Here is a 19,324-nt window from a genome sequence, read left to right on the forward strand (position 1 = left end):
GGGAGCCTGAGAGCTCCCCTTTTTAATCAATAACATGAGAACAACGTGAGCAATCCGAACCACACCACCTTCGCCAACCGGGCGTTGCACTGGTGTCAGCGCCAAGACCGCTACACGTTTGTCAATTTAGTTTTAAATCAATAACATGAGCATAATGTGAACAACTCAGATAACGCGACCTTCGCCACCAGGATCCTGGACTGGTATCAGCTCCACGGCCGCAAGACCCTGCCCTGGCAACAGGAGAAGACCCCCTACCGGGTCTGGGTCTCGGAAATCATGCTGCAGCAGACCCAGGTCGCTACGGTCATTCCCTACTACCAGCGCTTTATGGCCCGCTTTCCCGACGTGCTGGCACTGGCCGACGCCCCCATCGACGAGGTGCTGCACCACTGGACCGGGCTCGGCTATTACGCCCGCGCCCGCAACCTGCACAAGGCGGCCCAGCAGATCCGCGACCTCCATGGCGGCCTCTTCCCGGAGCGGCTGGAGGAGGTGATGGCGCTGCCGGGGATCGGCCGCTCCACTGCGGGCGCCGTCCTCTCCCTCTCCCTTGGCCAGCCCCACGCCATTCTGGATGGCAACGTGAAGCGGGTACTCACCCGCTGGCTGGCCCTGCCCGGCTGGCCCGGCCAGAAGCAGGTGGAGAACGATCTGTGGGAGCTGGCCACCCGCCTCACCCCCAAGCTCGGGGTGGCCCACTACAACCAGGCCATGATGGACATGGGGGCCACCGTCTGCACCCGCAGCAAGCCCGCTTGCGAGCGCTGCCCGGTGCGGGAGGATTGCCAGGGGCTGTCGCAGGGCAACCCCACCGCCTACCCCAACAGCAAGCCCAAGAAGAGCATCCCGGCTCGTACCGGCATCATGCTGCTCATCCGCCACGGCGATCAGCTGCTGCTGGAGAAACGGCCGCCGCAAGGGATCTGGGGCGGGCTCTACTGCTTCCCCCAGGTGGAGTCAGACGCCGAGGTGGCGGGGCTGTTGCAGCGGCTCGGCCTGACCGGCAGCGAACCCCGTGAACTGGCCGGTTTTCGCCATACTTTCAGCCACTTTCACCTCGATATCCGGCCCATGCTGGTCGAAACCGACGCACCGCCGGCCCCCCTGCTCATGGAAGCGGATAACCGACTCTGGTATAACTTACGCCATCCTGCAGAGGTGGGTCTGGCGGCCGCCACGGCCCGTCTGCTCGCCTATCCGGACTTACAACCATAGAGGTCAACATGAGCCGTACCGTATTTTGCCAGCGCCTGAAAAAAGAGGGCCCGGGTCTCGATTTCCAGCTCTACCCCGGTGAACTCGGCAAGCGCATTTTTGACAACATCAGCAAGGAAGCCTGGACCGAGTGGCAGAAGAAGCAGGTGATGCTGATCAACGAGAAGAAGTTGAACATGATGAACCTCGAGCATCGCCAACTGCTGGAGAAAGAGATGGTGAACTACCTGTTCGAAGCGGGTGAAGTGGCCATCGACGGTTATACCCCGCCCAGCAAATAATCCGTGAACGGGGCCGGCCTGCGCAGGCCGGCCCCGCCGACTCACGGCAACGACGGAAGTGACGGGCGGCCCGCCGCCCAGTTTGAGGACTCTATGGGCCGAATTTTCTGGCTGCTGTGCACCCTGCTGTTTCTCTCTGCCTGCTCATCCTCCCCCAAGCCCAATGGCAACGAGGATGACGATCTCGTCAACGGCAAGGACATCCGCGGTTTCGAACACATGATCAGCGCACTCTCCCACAACGTGAACGAGATATGGGGGCGTGAGGCGCTGTTTGCGGGCAAGTTTGACTACGTCAAATACACGGATCAGTACAAGAGCCGGGCCCACATCGACTTCTCCAGCGGCCACATCATGGTCGAGACCGTCTCCGGCATCGACCCGCGCTCCCACCTGCGCCGCGCCATCATCGAGACCCTGCTTACCCCGGATGATCCGGCGGAAGTGGATCTTTACTCCGACGCCGAGATCCTGCCCGGCGGCGAGCCTTTCCTTTACGGCCAGGTGCTGGACAACCAGGGCCAGCCGATCCGCTTCGACTGGCGCGCCGAGCGCTATGCCGACTACCTGCTCAACACGGCGATGAAGAAGCGCACCCTCGGCATTCGCACCATCTTCTTCGTCGACATCCCCATGGTGGCCAACCACGAGGATCGACGGGGCTACAAGTACGCCAGCCTGATCCGGGAAGCCTCCCGCAAGTACGGGGTGGCCGAGAGCCTGATCTACGCGGTGATCAAGACCGAGAGCAGCTTCAACCCCTATGCGGTCAGTCATGCCAACGCCTACGGCCTGATGCAGGTGATCCCGGCCACCGCCGGGCGGGACGTCTACGTGCGGGTCAAGGGCAAGAGCGGCCAGCCGACCCGGGAGGACCTGTTCAACCCGGCCTACAACATCGACGTCGGGACCGCCTACCTGCACCTGCTGCAGACTGTCTATCTGGTGGATATCCAGGATCCGCGCTCGCGCCGCTACGCCGTCATCTCCGCCTACAACGGCGGCGCCGGCGGGGTGCTCAACACCTTCTCCAGCGACCGCAAGGCGGCGCCCGGCATGATCAACCAGCTCTCGCCCGAGGCGGTGTACCAGATCCTGACCGAGCAGCACCCCAAGGCGGAAGCCAGACGCTATCTCTACAAGGTCAATCAGGCCGAGAAGGGCTTCAAGCGCACGCTGGCCCGCACCGGCTAAGCAGACCAACAGCAAAAGGGCGCCTCCATGGAGGCGCCCTTGTTACATCTGGCGTAGGGATTCAGGCCTTACTTGGCGATGAAACCGCCCTTGCTTTGCGGGGCGGCGCCCACCTTCTCCAGGCTCTCCACCTCCACTTCGGTCTTGTTCCAGCTGTGGTCCACCTCGCCACGGATGCGGATCAGATCGTCCGGGCCCACCTCGGTGCCGCGCCACACATCCTGATCCACTTCCACTTCCACCTCGCCACTGGCGTCGCGGAACATGTAGTTCTCGCCGCCCAGGTGCTTGACCAGCTTCCCTTCCAGGGTGGCCCAGCTGTCATCGGCCAGATCCTTCAACTGCGCGACGGACACCTTGTTCTGCTCCTGCGGGCCGGTATAGGCCGCCATGGCGAAAGAAGAGATGGACATCAGGGTCAACAGACCGATTACGCTTGCCTTGTTCATTTCATGCTCCTGTCATTGGGTACGGGAGCAGTGTGCCGGCCGGTGCGTGAAACAAACGTGAAGCCTCCCCATCTGGGGGACAGCGGTGTGACCGTAATCGATTTAATCCATACCGCATACTGCGAAATTAAATTCGGCTAGATACCCTGCAAGATGGCAAAACAGCTTCCCAGCACCTTTGCCTATCGAGGAACAGCCTGCAGGCACCACCTGCTTCCAACCAATGAGAACAACAAGATGAAGAAATGGTTTGTGTGTTTATTGGGACTCTTCGCGCTGACAGTTCAGGCAGCCGACAGTCGCCCCGCCTTCTCCCGGATCGTGATGTTTGGCGACAGCCTCTCCGATACCGGCAAGATGTACAGCAAGATGCGCGGTTATCTCCCCTCCAGCCCTCCCTACTATCAGGGCCGCTTCTCCAACGGGCCGGTCTGGCTGGAGCAGCTGACCCAGCAGTTCCCGGGGCTGACCATCGCCAACGAGGCGGAAGGGGGCGCCACCGCGGTGGCCTACAACAAGATCTCCTGGAATCCCAAGTATCAGGTCATCAACAACCTGGATTACGAGGTGACCCAGTTCCTGCAAAAGGACAGCTTCAAGCCCGATGATCTAGTGATCCTCTGGGTCGGTGCCAACGATTACCTGGCTTATGGCTGGAACACCGAACAGGATGCCAAGCGGGTGCGCGACGCCATCAGCGATGCGGCCAACCGCATGGTATTGAACGGCGCCAAGCAGATTCTGTTGTTCAACCTGCCGGATCTGGGCCAGAACCCCTCGGCCCGCAGCCAGAAGGTGGTCGAGGCGGCCAGCCATGTCTCCGCCTACCACAACCAGCTGCTGCTGAACCTGGCACGCCAGCTGGCCCCCACCGGCATCGTCAAGCTGTTCGAGATCGACAAGCAGTTCGCCGAGATGCTGCGCGAACCGCAGAACTTCGGCCTGAGCGACACCGAAAACGCCTGCTACGGCGGCGGCTATGTGTGGAAGCCGTTTGCCTCCCGCAGTGCAGCCAGCGTCGCCAGCGACAGCAGCCTCTCCGCCTTCAACCCGCAGGAGCGGCTCGCCATCGCCGGCAACCCGCTGCTGGCCCAGGCCGTTGCCAGCCCCATGGTGCGGCGCAGCGCCAGCTCCCTCGACTGTGAAGGCAAGATGTTCTGGGATCAGGTGCACCCCACCACCGTCGTGCACGCCGCCCTGAGCGAGCGGGCCGGCGCCTTCATCGAGGCTCAATACGAGTTCCTCGCCCACTGATGAAAAAGGGCCGACGACAGTCGGCCCTTTTTGTTGTGCGGCCCCGGCGGCCCCACCGCTCAGCGGTAGCGCTTGACGATGCCGTCGTAGATGCCGTTCTGCTTGATGGTGGCCAGCGCCTCCTGCAGCCGCTTGATCACCTCGGGCGGCGTCTTCAGACTCGCCGCCACGTACAGATCGCCCCCGGTAAAATCCTCGATGTCGTGCACTATCTTGAGGGCCTCCGGTCCATAGCCCGCCTGGCGCGCGTAGTAGTTGGCCGTCTCCTGCGAGACCGGCCAGAGATCGATGCGCCCCATCAGCAGTTTGAGCATGTTGGCCTCGTGGTTGTTGTTGCGTTGCAGGTTGGAGAACTTGCGACCGATCAGGTACTGCTCCAGCGCGTCGTTGCGCACCGTACCGATGGACCAGGCCCGTGCCTGCGACAGCTGGCTGAACGGCTTGATGTCATCCCGCTTGGCCAGGGCGAAGACGTGAAAATTGATCTGCGCTATCGCCCCGATCCACTGGAACTGCGCCTCGCGCTCGGGGAAGCGGCTGATGCTGTAGATGAGCACGTTGGGGCGGCTGCGCGCCAGCGAGATGGCCCGCGCCCAGGGGTAGATGTCCAGCGTATATTCGAAGCCGGCCTGCTCCAGCATGGCCTCCACCACCTCGGTACCGAGCCCTTTGACGTCGGCCTCCTCCAGATAGTTGTAGGGGGCATAGTCCTCGGTCACCACCTGCAGGGTCTCGGCCGCCCAGCCAGGCGCCAGCCACAATGCCCAGCACAGCCCTATCCATCTGATGTTCATGCCCACCTCGCAGCAAATCCGCCTCGGTTAACTATTGCGCTCCCTCGCCAGAGCGCAAATCCCCGCGGCAAATTGCGGCAATGGTAATCACATTATGTTTTATATCAGTTGGTTGAGAACCTGCGTAAAGCGACTACCCTTAATCTGTTGTGGCTGTGCTATAAGCCCCGACCCATAAGGAGAGGCGACCCTATCCACCTCCCCCCAACAATATGAAATTGCAGAGGCTCAACATGAATAAAACACTGATTACCTTGCTGGTTTCAGGCTTGCTTGCGGCCAACGCCCAGGCAGCCGGACAAGACAACACCTGGTATGGCGGTGCCAAGCTGGGTTGGTCCAACTTCTATGGCGTCGATCACAACCAGGACATCAAGGACAACTACGCCATCAGCGAAGAGGACAAGAATGACGTCGGTGCCGGCGCCTTCCTCGGCTATCAAATCAACCAGAACCTCGGTGTCGAGCTCGGTTATGACTGGCTCGGCAAATACAAGTACACGGCGACCGACAAGCTGGTCCCCACCGACATCAGCCGGGACGAGATCAAAGCCCAGCTGGCCCAGCTCACCCTGAAGATCGGCCTGCCGGTCAGCGAGAGCCTGGATCTCTATACCCGCCTCGGTGGCGCCTACGCCTGGACCGACAGCAAGCAGCTGGACAATGACAACGGCGCCGCCTTCGTCGGTGCCCTGGGCGCCGAATACGCCTTCAACCGCGACTGGGCTGCCCGTCTCGAATACCAGTACACCACCCCGCTCGGTGACAAGGCGCTCGACAAGACCGGGGCCGAACTCGACAACGGCCTGCTGGCGGTCGGCGTGGTCTATCGCTTCGGCCAAGTAGCCCCCGTGGTGGCCGCGCCGGTGCCGGCCCCGGCGCCCGAGCCGGTAGTGGTCGACAAGCAGTTCACCCTGAGCTCGGACGTGCTGTTCGACTTCAACAAGGCCACCCTCAAGCCGGCCGCCGGCCAGGCGCTGGATAACCTCTACAGCCAGATTGAGCAGGCCAGACCCAAGGATGGCGTCGCCACCGTGATCGGCTATACCGACCGCATCGGCTCCGATGCCTACAACCAGAAGCTCTCCGAGCAGCGCGCCCGGACCGTCGCAGACTATCTGGTCGGCAAGGGCCTGCCGGCAGGCAAGGTCAACGTGGAAGGTCGCGGCAAGGGCAATCCGGTCACCGGCGACAGCTGCACCAGCAAGTCCAAGAAAGAGCTGATCGTCTGCCTGGCCCCGGATCGCCGGGTTGAGGTCAAGGTCGAAGGGATCTCGGAAGTTCAGCAGTGATCCTCAAGCGTGGCTGACGGCCACGAATGAAAAAACGGGAGGCCAAGGCCTCCCGTTTCATTTTGGGTCGCTGCATAGGTACAGCGTCAGGCGCCCTTGCGCACCTCTGCCGCAATCTGATCGAGCAGCTGCTGCCAGCCAGCCCCCAGCTCGCTCACCAGAGTGCCGTAGCCATCGGCCGGCAGCACCCGCACCTGCTGGAAGGGGACGTCACGCAGTACCGTGCCCTCTTCGGTCAGCAGGCGCCAGCGGCCGCTCAGCACGGCGCGCCCGTCGTGGCGGCCCTGGAAGCGCTCCACCGAAATGGTCAGCACCGGCCCCTTGCGGGCACCATCCTGCCGCACCACCCAACCCGGCAAGCGACTGGAGAGGCCGTTCAGAGTCAGCTGATCGAGCTGGGCATCCAGCGACCCCGCCCAGCGGTGATACTCGGCGAAGTGCAACTCCTTGCCCTCCAGCTGATAGACCAGGCTCATCCGATCCAGCTGGCCAGAGAGGGACACCGGCTTGAGCACCAGCTGGTGCTGCGGCTGAGCCACCACTGCGGCCGCTTGCTGCGCCTCGGCGTCGAGGGAGTAGTAGTGCAGCTGCGTCGGCGCAGAACTGCAACCCGCCAGCAGGCCCAGCAAGGCCAGCGCCATCATCTGTTTCTTCATCATTGACCTCGCTTGGGCTCGGGATCACGGGGACGAGCCCGATCGAAAATCAACGAGCTCGGCTGCTCGTTGAGCGAATGCACCAGCGGCTGCAACTCGCGCATCAGCTGGTTGAGCGACTGCACCGACTGCCGCAGATCCTGATTGGTCTGGGAGTTGGCGTCATACTCCTGCAGCGTGCTCTGCAACTGCTTCAGGCTGTCGTTGAGAGACGCTGGCAACTGCTGGGTCGCACTCTGGCCGGTGAACTTGTCCAGGTTGGCGCTCACCGCGCTGACGTTCTTCAGGGTCTGCTCCAGGGTCACCAGGGTGTGGTTGACCTGATTCAGCGTCTTGGCGGTGTCCATGTCGACGAACTTGTCGAGGATCTGGTTCACCTTGCGCTCAATCTGATCCAGCCCGGCCTGCACGGTCGGGAACACCTGATAGCCCGCCAGCTTGGTGGGCTGGAACCTGGGCGCATCCGGATAGAAGTTCAGATCCACCACCTTGCCCCCGGTCAGCAGGCTGGAGGTCTTGAGCGTCGCCCGCAACCCCTCCTTGAACTGCCGGCCGAACAGCGCCCGCCACTGCTCCTTCTCCGCATTGGCATAGCGGTGGGAGAGGCGCTGCACCTCGATCCGCGCCAGTACCGGGATCTGCCGGCTCTGGAACATCTGCACCCCTTTCTCGTCGATGAGATAGGGGGCCGAGATGACGGTACCGACCCGGATGCCGCGATACTCCACCGCCGCGCCCGGGTGCAGGCCGCCGACGCTGTCCTCGAACAGGAACACATAGTCGATGAACTGATCCAGGCTACCGGCCAGTACGCTGGCCTGATCCTGGAACAGGGTGAAGTCATCCATCTGCTTGACCGGCTCGCCGGGTGCCCAGCCGGGCGGCAGCCCCATGGTGATGCCGCCGTCCAGTAGGCTCTCCAGCGAATCCATCTTCACCTTCATCCCCTCGCTGCTCATGGATACCTCGAAACCCGGGGTCATCCAGAAGCGGGAGTTGCTGCTCACCAGCACGTCATAGGGGGCGTTGATGAAGATCTGATACTGCATCTCGCTCTTCTCGGGCAGGAACTTCGCCTCTTCCACCTGGCCTATGGTGAAGCCCTGGTAGTTGATGGGCGAGCCGACCCCGAGTGCCCGGGTGTCGCGGCTGCTCAGCGATAACCGCAGCCCCTTGGCGTCCTGCGAGGCCAGTGGCGGCTTGTCCAGCATGGCGTACTCATCGCGCGCCTTGCCCTTCTTGCCGGGCGCCAGTTCGATATAGGCACCGGAGAGCAGGGTGCCGAGGCCAGAGACCCCCTCCCGACCGACCCTGGGCTTGACCACCCAGAACTGGCTGTCCTTCTTGAGCATGCCGGCGGCGGCATTGGTCAAACGGGCCTTCAGCACCGCATGGCTGTAGTCCTCGCTGAGCTCCACCGCCTCGATGCGGCCTACTTCCACCTCGCGGGAGCGGATCACCGTCTTGCCCGCCACTATGCCTTCGGCCGTCGCCACCGTCAGGGTGAAGCTGGGACCTTGTGAATACCAGTGCTGGAACAGCATCCAGATCCCGATGAACAACGCCAGCAGCGGCACCATCCAGATAGCGGCGGCCGAGCTCAGAAAATCAGAGCCGGGTTTCCACCTTTTCTTACGCTCACTCACGTTCGCGTTCTCCTTGTTGTAAATCCCAGATCAGGCGGGAATCGAAGCTCATGGCTGCCACCATGGTGATCAGCACCACACCCGCAAAAGCGACGGCCGCAGGGCCCGGATAGATGGTCATCAGGTTGTCGAGCCGGATCAGGCCCGCCAGGATGGCCACCACGAAGACGTCGATCATCGACCAGCGTCCCACAAATTCAGTCATGCGATAAAGCTTGAGCTTGCCAAGGGGCGACGCCCCCTGGCCGCGCTGTACCATGTAGCAGAGCCACAGCAGTGCCAGGATCTTCACCAGCGGCACCACCACGCTGGCGAAAAAAATCACCGCGGCAATGGGATAGGAGCCCATGGCCCACAGCAGCACCACCCCGCCGAGAATGGTGGAGGGGCTGTCATCCCCGAGGAAAACGGTGTCCATGATGGGATAGAGGTTGGCCGGGATGTAGAGGATCACCGAGGTGAAGAGCAGCGCCCAGGTCCGGTTCAGCCCACCCGGTTTGCGGCTGTGCAGATGATCGCCGCACCGTTTGCAACTGTCGGCCCCGGCCTCGCTCAGAGCGCCGCAGATGTGACAGCCCACCAGCCCGGAGGTCATGGCGCTGGTTTCATCATCCTCCACCGTCAGCCCGTGCAGCTCGCTCGGTCCGAACAATCGTTGCCACAGCCACATCCGGTCCAGCGACGAGATCATCTTGATCAGCAGCACCGTGTAACCGACAAACGCCCAGAACGACAGGCCCATCTTGATGTCGGCCATCCCCATCAGCTTGACCAGCGAGATGAGCACCCCGATGAGGAACACATCCACCATCAGCCAGGGCTTGATCCGGCACAGCAGCCGGCCGAGGGAGCGCAAAGCGTTGCTGTGCAGATCCTTGTCGACCCGCCACAGCACCAGCATGATGGAACCGATATAGACCAGCGGCAGGCCGATCAGGGTCAGGCTCAGCACAGCCCCGAGGAACAGATAGCCCTGATCCACCAGGGTGGTGATGCACTGCAGAAAGGTCATCTCCTGCCCCACCCCTTTGGCGGAGAAGGACATGAAGGTAAAGGAGTTGGAGAGCACGAACATGATGATGGCCGCAAAGCCGTAGGCGATGGGCCTGCGCTCCTGCTCCGGCAGATGGCGGCTCAGGGTGTGACCGCAACGCGGGCAGCTGCTCGCCTCCCCCACGGCCAGCGTGGTGGCCGGCACCAGCAGGTCGCACTCTTCGCACGCGGTGGCGTCATGGGTATAGGTGGGTTGGTGTTGGTGTTGGTGTTGGTGTGAAACCGGATGCAAGATGAAACCCCAGCATGAGGCCCGCCACGGGGCCAGAGCCGCCAATTATTACAGCAGCGGCCCGCGCCGACCAGCCCTGTCGTTGCACCATCCGGGTCAGGTGTGAGAATGACTTTGACAAGCAAGTGACCATTTAGCACAATCAAACGCCACTTTTTTTCCGCGGGACAATAATTTATGACAACTGAATCCCCAAGCTACTCCACGATTGAGCAAGCCTTCTCCCTCGGGAACGGGCAAGATTCTGCCCTCAACTGGTTGCGCAAGAATCGCAGTCAGGTCGCGATCTTCCTGGTGAGCGGCATCAAGCTGGAGGGGACCATCAGCGGTTTCGACCAGTACAGCGTGCTGTTGACCGATGCCCACGGCAACCAGCAGCTGGTCTACAAGGCCAAGATTTCCACCATCGCCATGCACTCCGGCCGGCCGCAGGTCAGCATCCAGCGTGCCCGCAAACCCCGCGTCTCCATGGCGCCGCGCCCCCACGGCGCGCCCGGTCGTTACGACGACAACCAGGGCGGCGGTAGCAGCGAGCAGTAATGCACTTGCCTGAGTCACCTCGACGCCATTGCTGCGTCAAAGGGTGACCGAGTCCATTCTCATGTATCATGTCTGTCCCGTATGAGAATGGACTCCACTCTTCCTCCGAGTGGACCCATCCGTTTTCTCTCTCTTTCCTTCAATACTGCAAGTCGACCGGTCTGCCATCCCTGACCATGCAGGTCTGCATCCCCGCAGCCTGACCGGCCTGCACGCCGATCCCCGTATCCTCGAATACCAGACAGCCTGCCGGCTCGACCCCTAGCCGACGTGCGACCTGCAGAAACGTATCGGGATGGGGTTTGTGCAGATCCACATCGTCGGCGGTCACCACCACGGGGAAGTAGCGATCCAGCCCGGTGTTGCGCAGCACGGCATCGGCATTGATGCGGGGCGAGCCGGTACCGATCCCCATCGGGATGCGGCCATGATAGCGCTCAACCAGTTCCAGCATGGCCGGGAAGACAGTCGCCTTGTGCAGGTTGGCCACGTAGTGTTCGGTCTTGCAGCGGGTCACGATGAGCGGATCCAGGGCGATCTTCTGCTGCTCGGCCACCAGCAGGGCGATTTTGCTGCTCGGCATGCCGCCCAGCTCATAGAACCAGTCGGCATCGAAGTGAAAGCCAAATACGCGGGCCGTGTGCGCCCAGGCGGCGAGGTGCAGCGGCATGGAGTCCACCAGGGTGCCGTCGAGGTCAAATACCAGGCCTTGAAATCCGGATAGGGTCATGTGCGGAGTCTGTCTCTGAACAAAGGGGCCCCATTCTAGCCAGAGCCATCCCCGCTCGCCACGACCTAGGTGGCGAGAAACGCTTGCCCCCACATTTGTGCCTGAAAATAGATGGGCGTCAGCCTGGCGGGCTCCAGCTGATAAGTGGGCGCCAGCTGGGCCAGCAAGGGCCAATCCCCCTGCTCATAGCTCTTCACCAGCTGGAACAGATGAAACAGCGGCCCCTCGCGAGACTCCAGCGCCCGCCTCACGTCCTTGGGCAGGTGGGCCTTGAGCTGCTCGGAGAGCAGCGAGCCATCTAGAACCAACCCCACCAGAAAGGCCCAGCTGGCAGCCGCCTTGCCGAGCGCATTGAGTGCTATCAGCTCGCAGAAGCGGCCGCGGGCGATGGCCATGCGGGTGCAGGCCTCCGGCATGTGCTGGCTGACCCTGGCCAGCCCGTAGATGAGCACGAACTTGCGGATCTCCTGCTCCCCCAGATAGGAGAGCGCCCGGGTGACCGAGACGATGGGGCTGGCGTGATCGAAACCGGGGGCGTTGACATAGCTCAGCAACTGCCCCGGCAACCAGGCATCCTGCTCCAGCAGGGTAGCCACCCGGGCAAAAGAGAACTCCTCGCGGCAGATCAGTTGCAGTATCTCCTGCACCAGCTTCATGTCCGGCTGGGCGGCGCGCTGGTTGACCAGCTCGGGGCGGGCGAGAAAACCGCCGGCGAAGAAGTCGACTCCCGCCTCCTTGAGCGGCAGGAAGTCTCCCCAGGTCTCGATGTCGAGGGCCATCCGCTTGTGTTCGGTCGGCTGGCGGATCCCCTCTTCGCCCATCCAGAACACCAGCAGCCGGGAGGCGTTGAACCAGCGCGGCTCGCGCTGGGCACCGTGCACCGCCAGCCGGCGCCGGTAGTCGCGCCACTGCTCCAGCACGGGGAAGGAGGCGGGCAGCCGATCGGCCGAGGCCTCGACCAGCGGTATGGTGTCCTGATCGAACAGCAGGGGACGCAATTCATCGAGCTGCTCGTGGGTGAAGGGCAGCAGGTATTGCCGCCCCTGTGCCAGCAACCGGCACTGGGCCGCCAGCAGCGTCCATTCGGACGGGTCGGCAAGCTGATAGTCGATGCCATAGGCGACGAGGGCGAGGCGGCGGTTGAAGATGGGATAGCGACGTAACAACATGGGCTCACCGATAGGCTAGCGTACACGCCCTCCCCTGCGATTTGGCATGATAGAGCGCCTGATCAGCCTGTTCGGTCAAGCTCTGCCATGTTCCATCCAGCGAGGGAACCAGATAGCTAAAGCCTATGCTAACCGTAATGAAATCAGCAACTCGGGAGGCCGGATGCGGGATCTTTAATTCGCTGAGTCCCTGGTGAATCTGTTCCGCCAATCGCTCCGCCTCGCCGGGTTGCGGACCGCACAACAGGATCACGAACTCCTCGCCGCCGTAGCGTGCCACCAGGTTGGTGCGCCGCCGCTCCGCCTCCTGCAGCAGACCGGCCACCTGTTGCAGACATTGGTCCCCCTTGGCGTGACCGAAGTGGTCGTTGTAGGACTTGAACTCATCCACATCGATCATCAGCACCGCCAGCAGGTTCTGATGGCGACGCGCCCACTCCCACTCCCGCTGCATGGTGAGATCCCAGTGGCGGCGGTTGGCGATGCCGGTCAGCGGGTCCTCCAGCGACAGCAGCGACAGGCGCTTGTTGGCCTCCTCCAGCGCCCGGTTGGTCTCCGCCAGCTGCATGGTGCGCTCGCTGACCCGCTGCTCCAGTTCACGATTGAAACGCTCAAGCGCCTCCTGGGTACGCTGGCGGATCAGCAACTGGGAGAGCATGGCCGCATACTGCTTGAAGATCTCACTCTGATAGGCCTTGAGCGGTCGACGCCACAGCAGGTTGTCGGCCGCAATCCAGCCGATCGGAGTGGCGCCATCCCACAGCGACACCATGGCGTTCCAGCCGCGACCCACCTCCTGCTTTTCGTAGTAGAGCGGCGCATCCTCCAGTACCAGCACATAATCCTTGCGGCGCAGCGCCTCCTGCACCGTGGGGTGATCGGGAATGGGACTGATGAAGTGGTGCTCGTCGATCAGCTCGCCCGCCTCGTTGGTACCCCAGGTGCCGTGCATGGTCTTGAACTCGGCGTCGACCAGGAAGATGGCGATGCGATCGAATTGCAGCTCCTGGCGGGCCAGCACCACGGCCTCGCGCAGCAGTTGATGCTCGCTGTCGCAGCGGGAGAGCTGAACCCCCACCTGATGCAGCGCCTGCAACATGCTGAGGAAGGAGCCTTGCAGCGCCTGGCTGCGGATGAGGTCGGCCTGGGTATGCAGTCGTTGATCCCGCTCCAGATCGATCTGGCTGGCGAGCAACCGGCTCTCCAGCTCGGCGGCAAGATAGTGCATCAGCAGCTGAATGCTCTGTTGCTGGCGACGGGAGAGGCGATCGAGGCGACGGCGGGTCTCCAGATAGACCACCGCCTCCAGCCCCTTGTGGCGCTTGAGCGGGAAACAGGCGCGCAGGCGTGTCGTCTGCGGTTCAACCGTCTCCCAGATGTCGTGAGGGTGGGCTAGCTGCTCCACCACCAGCTGTCCCTTGTCGAGGGCATGTTCGATGAAAACGATTGGCAGCTGGAGCGTAGCAAGGGCGTCGGCAGTCAGGCAGACCAGCCCCTGTTCGAGCTGAAAGCTGTATAGCTGGGACTCGGGCGCCCGCAGCCACAAGTAGATCTGTTCGGCTTCGGTTTTTTCCCTGACTGCCGCCAGCGTCACTTCACAGAGATGTTCAAAACTGGTGAAGTGCTCTGGATCCCATTCCTGCATGCCTGCCATCCTTGGTTGTATCCAAGCGAGTATATCGGCAAACATTGCACTTTAATTGACTAGCCAGTCAAAAGCGCGATCCAGAGCCCACTTTTTATAACAGATTCAACGCCTGCATCGCGTCACGAATGCGGGTGCGCGTCGCCTCGGACAGCGGCATCACCGGCAGGCGGCACTCCTCGCTGCAAAAGCCCAGCAGGGAGACCGCATACTTGGCACCGGCGGGGCTCGGCTCGGCAAACATCGCCTGATGGAGCGGAATCAGCTTGTCTTGCAGTTCACGCGCGGCTTGCCACTGGCCGGCCAGCGTGAGGTTCTGCACTTCAGCCACCAGCTTGGGAGCCACGTTGGCGGTCACCGAGATACAGCCCTGACCGCCGCCGATGTTGTAGGCCACGGCGGTGGCATCTTCACCGGACAGCCAGGCAAACGGCTTCTTGATCAGCTGGCGTTCGGTCCAGGGGCGGGCCAGATCGCCGGTGGCGTCTTTCACCCCGGCAATGCGTGGCAGCTCGGCCAGTCGGGCCAGGGTGGCCGGCTGCACGTCGACAATGGCGCGCGGCGGGATGTTGTAGACGATGATCGGCTTGCTGGTGGCGTCGTGCACCGCCTTGAAGTGGTGGTAGAGCCCCTCCTGATTGGGGCGGTTGTAGTAACCGGCCACGTGCAGGGTGGCATCGGCCCCCGCCTGCTCGGCATGACGGGTGTACTCGATCGCCTCGACCGGGTTGTTGGAGCCGGCCCCGGCGATCACCGGAATGCGGCCCGCCACCAGCTTGACCACCAGCTCCACCACTCGGCAGTGTTCGTCATGGGTCAGGGTCGGGCTCTCGCCCGTGGTGCCCACCGGCACTATGCCGTGGGTACCCTGCTCGATATGCCACTCCACCAGACGTGCCAGCGCCTCTTCATCCAGCTTGCCCTGTCGAAAGGGGGTGATCAGGGCGACGATTGAACCTTTGAACATGGAATTTCCTTCTCCGTTGACTCATGAATGTGGCAATAAAAAACCCCGGTACGATGTGCGCAACCGGGGTTTGAATCTGCTCAGGGATGAGAGGTTACGCGCGAACGTCGGCAGGCCCGAATATCAGGCTTTTTTTATGCTTTCGTTTCAACCCGTTGAACCGCATTGCGTCATCTCTGCTCAAAAAATGGTGTCTGGGCATATTTCGGGAACACGGCATAAATGTCAAGGCGAAAGCGGCTATGTATAATGGCCGCCCAAAATTGCGTGGAGAGACCCGATGAGCAGCCCGATCAGTGCCGTCAGCCAGATGCTGGAACGAAACCAAGCCCTCTTTGTCGGCAAGCGGCTGCTGGTGTGCGGCGCGCTGGAGGATGACTATCCGCGCCAGCTGGCGACCCTGACCCACTCCCTCACCGTCTTTACCACGGATTACTGCTACTACCGCAGCCAGCAGGCCGCGCTGGGGGATACCATCCTATTCGACCATCAGCTCGGCGGCGCCCCCCGTTTCGATGCCCTGCTGCTGCTGATGCCCAAGGCCAAGGCCGAGGCCCAGTATCTGCTGGCCATGATGACCCCGCTGCTGGAAGCCGGTGCCGAGCTGTTCCTCGCCGGTGAAAACCGCGGTGGCATCAATGGGGCCGACAAGCTGCTGGCCCCCTATGGCGACAAGCCAGTCAAGCGCGACTCGGCCCGCCGCTGCTCGCTCTATCATGGCGAGCTGAGCAAACCGGTCGCCCCGTTCGAGCTGGATAGCTGGTTTGGTCGCTATCAATGCAAGGCTGGCGAGACCGAACTGACCGTGCTGGCGCTGCCCGGCGTGTTCAGTGCATCCGAACTGGATCTCGGCAGCCAGATGCTGCTGGCCAGCCTACCGGCCATGCAGGGCTCGCTGCTCGATTTCGGTTGCGGCGCCGGGGTGATTGGCTCGGTGCTGGCCAAGCGCAATCCCGAACTCAAGGTCACCATGGTGGATATCAACGCGCTGGCGCTGGAGTCCAGCCGCCGCACTCTGGCCATCAACGGCCTGCAGGGCGAGGTGCGGGCATCCGACGTCTATTCCGACATTCAGGGGAAATTTGACCGGATCGTCTCCAACCCGCCGTTCCACGCCGGTCTCAAGACCTTCTACGCGGCCACCGAGACCTTCCTGGCCAAGGCACCGGATCATCTGCAGTCCCAGGGCTCGCTGACGATAGTTGCCAACGCCTTCCTGCGATATCAGCCTATACTGGAGACGCACTTCAAACGGACTGAAGTGATCAGCAGCGATGCCAAATTCAAGGTCTATCTGAGCAAAGTGTAAATAAGTGTAACCAGTCACCGGAAACAGGTAGAGAGCCCCATACGGGATCTGATAAGGTAATTGTCACACCTCAAACCACCCCTTTAGGGGTGTTTTTTTGCATCAAGCTGAAAACCTTTTCATAGTATGAATTCAGGGAGAGAAATACGATGGCAGGCATACTCACCATGATCCTGGCCGGCGGCGAAGGTACTCGCCTCCAGCCACTCACCACCACCCGCAGCAAGCCCTCGGTTCCCTTCGGCGGCAGCTACCGACTGATCGACTTCGTCCTCAACAACTTCGTCAACGCCGACTTCCTGCGCATCTACGTATTGACCCAGTTCAAGTCCCAGTCCCTCTATCTGCACATGAAGAAGGGGTGGAACATCGTCGGCATCACGGATCGCTTCATCGACCCGATTCCGGCCCAGATGCGGATGGGCAAACGCTGGTATGACGGCACCGCCGACGCCATCTATCAGAACTTGCGCTTCATCGAGATCTCCGATCCCGAGCACGTCTGCATCTTCGGCTCCGACCACATCTACAAGATGGACGTGAGCCAGATGGTGACCTTCCACAAGCAGAAGGCCGCCGCCCTGACCGTCGCCGCCCTGCGCATGCCTATCGAGGAGGCGAGCGCCTTCGGGGTGATCGAGGTGGATCAGGAGGGCCGGATGATCGGTTTCGAAGAGAAGCCCAAGCGACCCAAGCACATCCCCGGCGATCCCACCCAGGCGCTGGTCTCCATGGGCAACTACATCTTCGAGACCGAGGCGCTCTATCGCGAACTCAAGCGCGATGCCGCCGAGGAGAACTCCAGCCACGATTTCGGCAAGGACATCATCCCCAGCCTGTTCCCGCGCGCCCCCGTCTATGTCTATGACTACAGCACCAACGTCATTCCGGGCGAGAAGCCCAACGTCTACTGGCGCGATGTGGGGACGCTGGACTCCTACTGGCAGGCGCACATGGACCTGGTGGCCGACGATGCTCCCTTCTCTCTCTACAACCGCAAGTGGCCGCTGCATACCCACTACCCGCCGCTGCCGCCCGCCACCTTTGTCGACACCGACGACTGCAAGGTGAAGATTGCCAACTCGCTGATCTCCGGCGGCTGCTTTATCCAGGGCAGCCAGATCCAGCGTTCCATCCTGGGTTTTCGCTGCAACGTGGGGCCTTGCAGCCACATCAGCGAGTCGGTCCTGCTCGGGGACGTGAAGATCGGCGAGGGCTGCTCCATTCGCCGCGCCATCATCGACAAGAATGTTGAAATTGCGCCCGGCACCGTGATCGGTGAAAATCTGGACCATGACAGAGAACGATTTACCGTGTCCGAAGGCGGTATCGTCGTGGTACCTAAGGGAGCAAGAGTTGGCTATTAACCCACTGAAAATCCTGTTCGTTGCCTCGGAAGTTGAGGGGCTTGTGAAGACCGGGGGTCTGGCTGACGTGGCCAGAGCCCTGCCGCTGTACCTGGCCCAGAAGGGGCATGATGTCAGGATCATGCTGCCCTTCTACAAGACGATAAAGCGACGGGATGAGGCCAAACTGCTGGTCTCGCGCTGGCTGCCAACCCACCCGGGCCTGCCGGATATCGGCTATCGCATCTATCAGATGGATCTGGAGGGAGTCTGCGTCTACCTGCTCGACTGCCCGCAGTACTTCGACCGCCCTCAGCTCTACGCCGAGAACAACCAGGCCTATCCGGACAACGGCGAGCGCTTCGCCTTTCTGGCCGCGGCTGCGCTGCACGCCAGTGAACAGCTCGCCTTTGCACCCGACATAGTGCACTGCAATGACTGGCACACCGGCCTGCTGCCACTGCTGCTGAAAACCCGTCACGCCCACAACCCCTTCTTCCAGCACACCCGCAGCGTGATCAGCATTCATAACGCGGCCTTTCAGGGGGTATTCGAGCGCCAGCAGTTCTGGGCGGTGCCCGAGATTGCCGACTACGAACAGCGCATCAGCTACGACTACGGCCACGTCAACTTGCTCAAGTGCGGCGTGCTCTATGCCGACAAGATCAACGCGGTCAGCCCCAACTATGCCAGCGAATTGCTGACCCACCTTGGTGCCCACGGCATGGCCAGCATCTTCCAGCAACGGGCGGCGGATCTGCGCGGCATCCTCAACGGCTGTGACTATCAGGACTGGGATCCGGCGTTTGACGACTTCCTGCCGGCCACCTATGACGTCGACAACCTGGCCGGCAAGCGCATCTGCAAGCAGAGCCTGCAACAGGAGACCGGCCTGCCGGTGGCGGATCTGCCCATCTATGGCATGGTGTGCCGGCTGACCGAGCAGAAGGGCGTTCACCTGCTGCTGCCGGTGCTGGACAAGTTTCTGCATCACAAGGTGCAGGTGGTGATCGTCGGCTCGGGAGATCCCTCCCTCGCAGCCCAGTTGCAGACCCTGGCGCAGCAATTCCCGGACCGGCTCGCCTTCATCAACACCTATGACGACCGGCTCGCTCATCTGGTGGAAGCGGGTGCCGACTTCTTCCTGATGCCCTCCCTGTTCGAACCGTGCGGACTCAACCAGATGTACAGCCTGGCCTATGGCACCCTGCCGCTGGTGCGGGCCGTCGGTGGCCTGAAAGATACGGTGGTGGACTGGGATGCCGACCCGGAGCACGCAACCGGCTTCTGCTTCAACGATCCGACCGCCAACATCTTGCTCGATGCCATGCGCCGCAGCCTGCTCTACTACCTGCAGGATCCCGAACAGTTTGCCCTGGTGCAGCGCAATGCCATGAACACCCGCTTCAACTGGCCGGATTCGGTCACTCAGTACGAGCAGATGTATCAGGACGCACTGGCCCGCCACTGAGGCAGATTGCTGAAGTTTTGTCCCCTTGATGCTGCTTTGAACGTCAACAGCGAAAAAAGTCCCCTTTGGCTGTTGACG

Annotated in this window: 18 protein-coding genes; 9 read left to right on the forward strand and 9 right to left on the reverse strand. The window is 61.9% G+C overall.

The window, feature by feature from the left end; genetic code table 11:
* Window positions 1–156 precede the first annotated feature (156 nt).
* The 3 genes from mutY to mltC all read left to right on the forward strand — a co-directional run bounded on the left by mutY (window position 157) and on the right by mltC (window position 2,693).
* Window positions 157–1,218 carry an A/G-specific adenine glycosylase gene (mutY, locus tag E5E97_RS01670; protein WP_171279800.1) on the forward strand — a complete coding sequence of 354 codons (1,062 nt, stop codon included), beginning with the start codon at window positions 157–159 and terminating at the stop codon, window positions 1,216–1,218.
* Between the two features lie 8 nt (window positions 1,219–1,226).
* Window positions 1,227–1,499, forward strand: coding sequence for an oxidative damage protection protein (locus tag E5E97_RS01675; protein WP_005305420.1), 273 nt, complete (start codon window positions 1,227–1,229; stop codon window positions 1,497–1,499).
* Window positions 1,500–1,592: 93 nt separating this feature from the next.
* Complete coding sequence (gene mltC, locus E5E97_RS01680) at window positions 1,593–2,693, forward strand: membrane-bound lytic murein transglycosylase MltC (protein ID WP_005305423.1); 1,101 nt, start codon at window positions 1,593–1,595, stop codon at window positions 2,691–2,693.
* A gap of 68 nt (window positions 2,694–2,761) precedes the next feature.
* Here the strand turns inward: mltC and E5E97_RS01685 are convergent, their stop codons facing one another.
* The gene (locus E5E97_RS01685) at window positions 2,762–3,142 is read right to left on the reverse strand and encodes a YgiW/YdeI family stress tolerance OB fold protein (protein ID WP_011707500.1); all 381 of its coding nucleotides are present in this window, start codon (window positions 3,140–3,142) and stop codon (window positions 2,762–2,764) included.
* Window positions 3,143–3,379: 237 nt separating this feature from the next.
* On the opposite strand from E5E97_RS01685, the gene E5E97_RS01690 reads away from it, so the two are divergent.
* Window positions 3,380–4,396 (forward strand): SGNH/GDSL hydrolase family protein, encoded by a 1,017-nt coding sequence (locus E5E97_RS01690; RefSeq protein ID WP_171279801.1) that lies wholly within the window; start codon window positions 3,380–3,382, stop codon window positions 4,394–4,396.
* Between the two features lie 59 nt (window positions 4,397–4,455).
* Here E5E97_RS01690 and E5E97_RS01695 read toward each other — a convergent pair whose 3' ends face one another.
* Window positions 4,456–5,190 (reverse strand): ABC transporter substrate-binding protein, encoded by a 735-nt coding sequence (locus E5E97_RS01695; RefSeq protein WP_171279802.1) that lies wholly within the window; start codon window positions 5,188–5,190, stop codon window positions 4,456–4,458.
* Between the two features lie 233 nt (window positions 5,191–5,423).
* On the opposite strand from E5E97_RS01695, the gene ompA reads away from it, so the two are divergent.
* Window positions 5,424–6,482, forward strand: a complete 1,059-nt coding sequence (gene ompA / locus E5E97_RS01700) for a porin OmpA (RefSeq protein WP_171279803.1) — start codon at window positions 5,424–5,426, stop codon at window positions 6,480–6,482.
* Window positions 6,483–6,568: 86 nt separating this feature from the next.
* Here ompA and E5E97_RS01705 read toward each other — a convergent pair whose 3' ends face one another.
* The 3 genes from E5E97_RS01705 to E5E97_RS01715 are packed head-to-tail and all read right to left on the reverse strand — an operon-like array spanning window position 6,569 to window position 10,069.
* Window positions 6,569–7,138 (reverse strand): membrane integrity-associated transporter subunit PqiC, encoded by a 570-nt coding sequence (locus tag E5E97_RS01705; protein ID WP_016352114.1) that lies wholly within the window; start codon window positions 7,136–7,138, stop codon window positions 6,569–6,571.
* Window positions 7,138–8,784 (reverse strand): intermembrane transport protein PqiB, encoded by a 1,647-nt coding sequence (gene pqiB / locus E5E97_RS01710; RefSeq protein WP_011707505.1) that lies wholly within the window; start codon window positions 8,782–8,784, stop codon window positions 7,138–7,140. The genes E5E97_RS01705 and pqiB overlap by 1 nt, the downstream gene beginning before the upstream one ends.
* The gene (locus tag E5E97_RS01715) at window positions 8,777–10,069 is read right to left on the reverse strand and encodes a paraquat-inducible protein A (RefSeq protein ID WP_171279804.1); all 1,293 of its coding nucleotides are present in this window, start codon (window positions 10,067–10,069) and stop codon (window positions 8,777–8,779) included. Before E5E97_RS01715 ends, pqiB begins: the two co-directional genes overlap by 8 nt.
* 177 nt (window positions 10,070–10,246) lie before the next feature.
* Here E5E97_RS01715 and hfq point away from each other — a divergent pair, with 177 nt between their 5' ends.
* The gene (hfq, locus tag E5E97_RS01720) at window positions 10,247–10,609 is read left to right on the forward strand and encodes an RNA chaperone Hfq (RefSeq protein WP_011707507.1); all 363 of its coding nucleotides are present in this window, start codon (window positions 10,247–10,249) and stop codon (window positions 10,607–10,609) included.
* A 139-nt stretch (window positions 10,610–10,748) separates the two neighbouring features.
* Here hfq and E5E97_RS01725 read toward each other — a convergent pair whose 3' ends face one another.
* The 4 genes from E5E97_RS01725 to dapA form a co-directional block, all read right to left on the reverse strand.
* Window positions 10,749–11,339 carry an HAD family phosphatase gene (locus E5E97_RS01725; RefSeq protein WP_171279805.1) on the reverse strand — a complete coding sequence of 197 codons (591 nt, stop codon included), beginning with the start codon at window positions 11,337–11,339 and terminating at the stop codon, window positions 10,749–10,751.
* 65 nt (window positions 11,340–11,404) lie between these two features.
* On the reverse strand, window positions 11,405–12,508 hold the full coding sequence (locus tag E5E97_RS01730) for an EAL and HDOD domain-containing protein (protein WP_011707509.1): 1,104 nt from the start codon (window positions 12,506–12,508) through the stop codon (window positions 11,405–11,407).
* 4 nt (window positions 12,509–12,512) lie between these two features.
* Complete coding sequence (locus tag E5E97_RS01735; RefSeq protein ID WP_065475442.1) at window positions 12,513–14,153, reverse strand: diguanylate cyclase; 1,641 nt, start codon at window positions 14,151–14,153, stop codon at window positions 12,513–12,515.
* Window positions 14,154–14,247: 94 nt separating this feature from the next.
* Window positions 14,248–15,120, reverse strand: a complete 873-nt coding sequence (dapA, locus tag E5E97_RS01740) for a 4-hydroxy-tetrahydrodipicolinate synthase (protein WP_011707511.1) — start codon at window positions 15,118–15,120, stop codon at window positions 14,248–14,250.
* A gap of 280 nt (window positions 15,121–15,400) precedes the next feature.
* On the opposite strand from dapA, the gene rsmC reads away from it, so the two are divergent.
* From rsmC to glgA, 3 genes are all read left to right on the forward strand, one after another.
* Window positions 15,401–16,429: a 16S rRNA (guanine(1207)-N(2))-methyltransferase RsmC gene (gene rsmC, locus E5E97_RS01745; RefSeq protein ID WP_171279806.1), complete on the forward strand. Its 1,029-nt coding sequence runs from the start codon at window positions 15,401–15,403 to the stop codon at window positions 16,427–16,429.
* 149 nt (window positions 16,430–16,578) lie between these two features.
* Entirely contained in the window at window positions 16,579–17,796 is a 1,218-nt protein-coding gene (glgC, locus tag E5E97_RS01750; protein WP_011707513.1) for a glucose-1-phosphate adenylyltransferase, read from the forward strand.
* On the forward strand, window positions 17,786–19,246 hold the full coding sequence (gene glgA, locus E5E97_RS01755) for a glycogen synthase GlgA (protein ID WP_171279807.1): 1,461 nt from the start codon (window positions 17,786–17,788) through the stop codon (window positions 19,244–19,246). The genes glgC and glgA overlap by 11 nt, the downstream gene beginning before the upstream one ends.
* The last annotated feature ends 78 nt before the right edge of the window (window positions 19,247–19,324 follow it).

This window comes from Aeromonas sp. 2692-1 (assembly GCF_013085505.1).
GTDB lineage: Bacteria > Pseudomonadota > Gammaproteobacteria > Enterobacterales > Aeromonadaceae > Aeromonas > Aeromonas hydrophila.

Bases quoted from the DNA above. Each gene is read 5' to 3' on its own strand.
- E5E97_RS01675 (WP_005305420.1), top strand. From the start codon at position 1,227: ATGAGCCGTACCGTATTTTGCCAGCGCCTGAAAAAAGAGGGCCCGGGT.
- mltC (WP_005305423.1), top strand. From the start codon at position 1,593: ATGGGCCGAATTTTCTGGCTGCTGTGCACCCTGCTGTTTCTCTCTGCC.
- E5E97_RS01685 (WP_011707500.1), bottom strand. From the start codon at position 3,142: ATGAACAAGGCAAGCGTAATCGGTCTGTTGACCCTGATGTCCATCTCT.
- E5E97_RS01690 (WP_171279801.1), top strand. From the start codon at position 3,380: ATGAAGAAATGGTTTGTGTGTTTATTGGGACTCTTCGCGCTGACAGTT.
- E5E97_RS01695 (WP_171279802.1), bottom strand. From the start codon at position 5,190: ATGAACATCAGATGGATAGGGCTGTGCTGGGCATTGTGGCTGGCGCCT.
- ompA (WP_171279803.1), top strand. From the start codon at position 5,424: ATGAATAAAACACTGATTACCTTGCTGGTTTCAGGCTTGCTTGCGGCC.
- E5E97_RS01705 (WP_016352114.1), bottom strand. From the start codon at position 7,138: ATGAAGAAACAGATGATGGCGCTGGCCTTGCTGGGCCTGCTGGCGGGT.
- hfq (WP_011707507.1), top strand. From the start codon at position 10,247: ATGACAACTGAATCCCCAAGCTACTCCACGATTGAGCAAGCCTTCTCC.
- E5E97_RS01725 (WP_171279805.1), bottom strand. From the start codon at position 11,339: ATGACCCTATCCGGATTTCAAGGCCTGGTATTTGACCTCGACGGCACC.
- E5E97_RS01730 (WP_011707509.1), bottom strand. From the start codon at position 12,508: ATGTTGTTACGTCGCTATCCCATCTTCAACCGCCGCCTCGCCCTCGTC.
- E5E97_RS01735 (WP_065475442.1), bottom strand. From the start codon at position 14,153: ATGCAGGAATGGGATCCAGAGCACTTCACCAGTTTTGAACATCTCTGT.
- dapA (WP_011707511.1), bottom strand. From the start codon at position 15,120: ATGTTCAAAGGTTCAATCGTCGCCCTGATCACCCCCTTTCGACAGGGC.
- rsmC (WP_171279806.1), top strand. From the start codon at position 15,401: ATGAGCAGCCCGATCAGTGCCGTCAGCCAGATGCTGGAACGAAACCAA.
- glgC (WP_011707513.1), top strand. From the start codon at position 16,579: ATGGCAGGCATACTCACCATGATCCTGGCCGGCGGCGAAGGTACTCGC.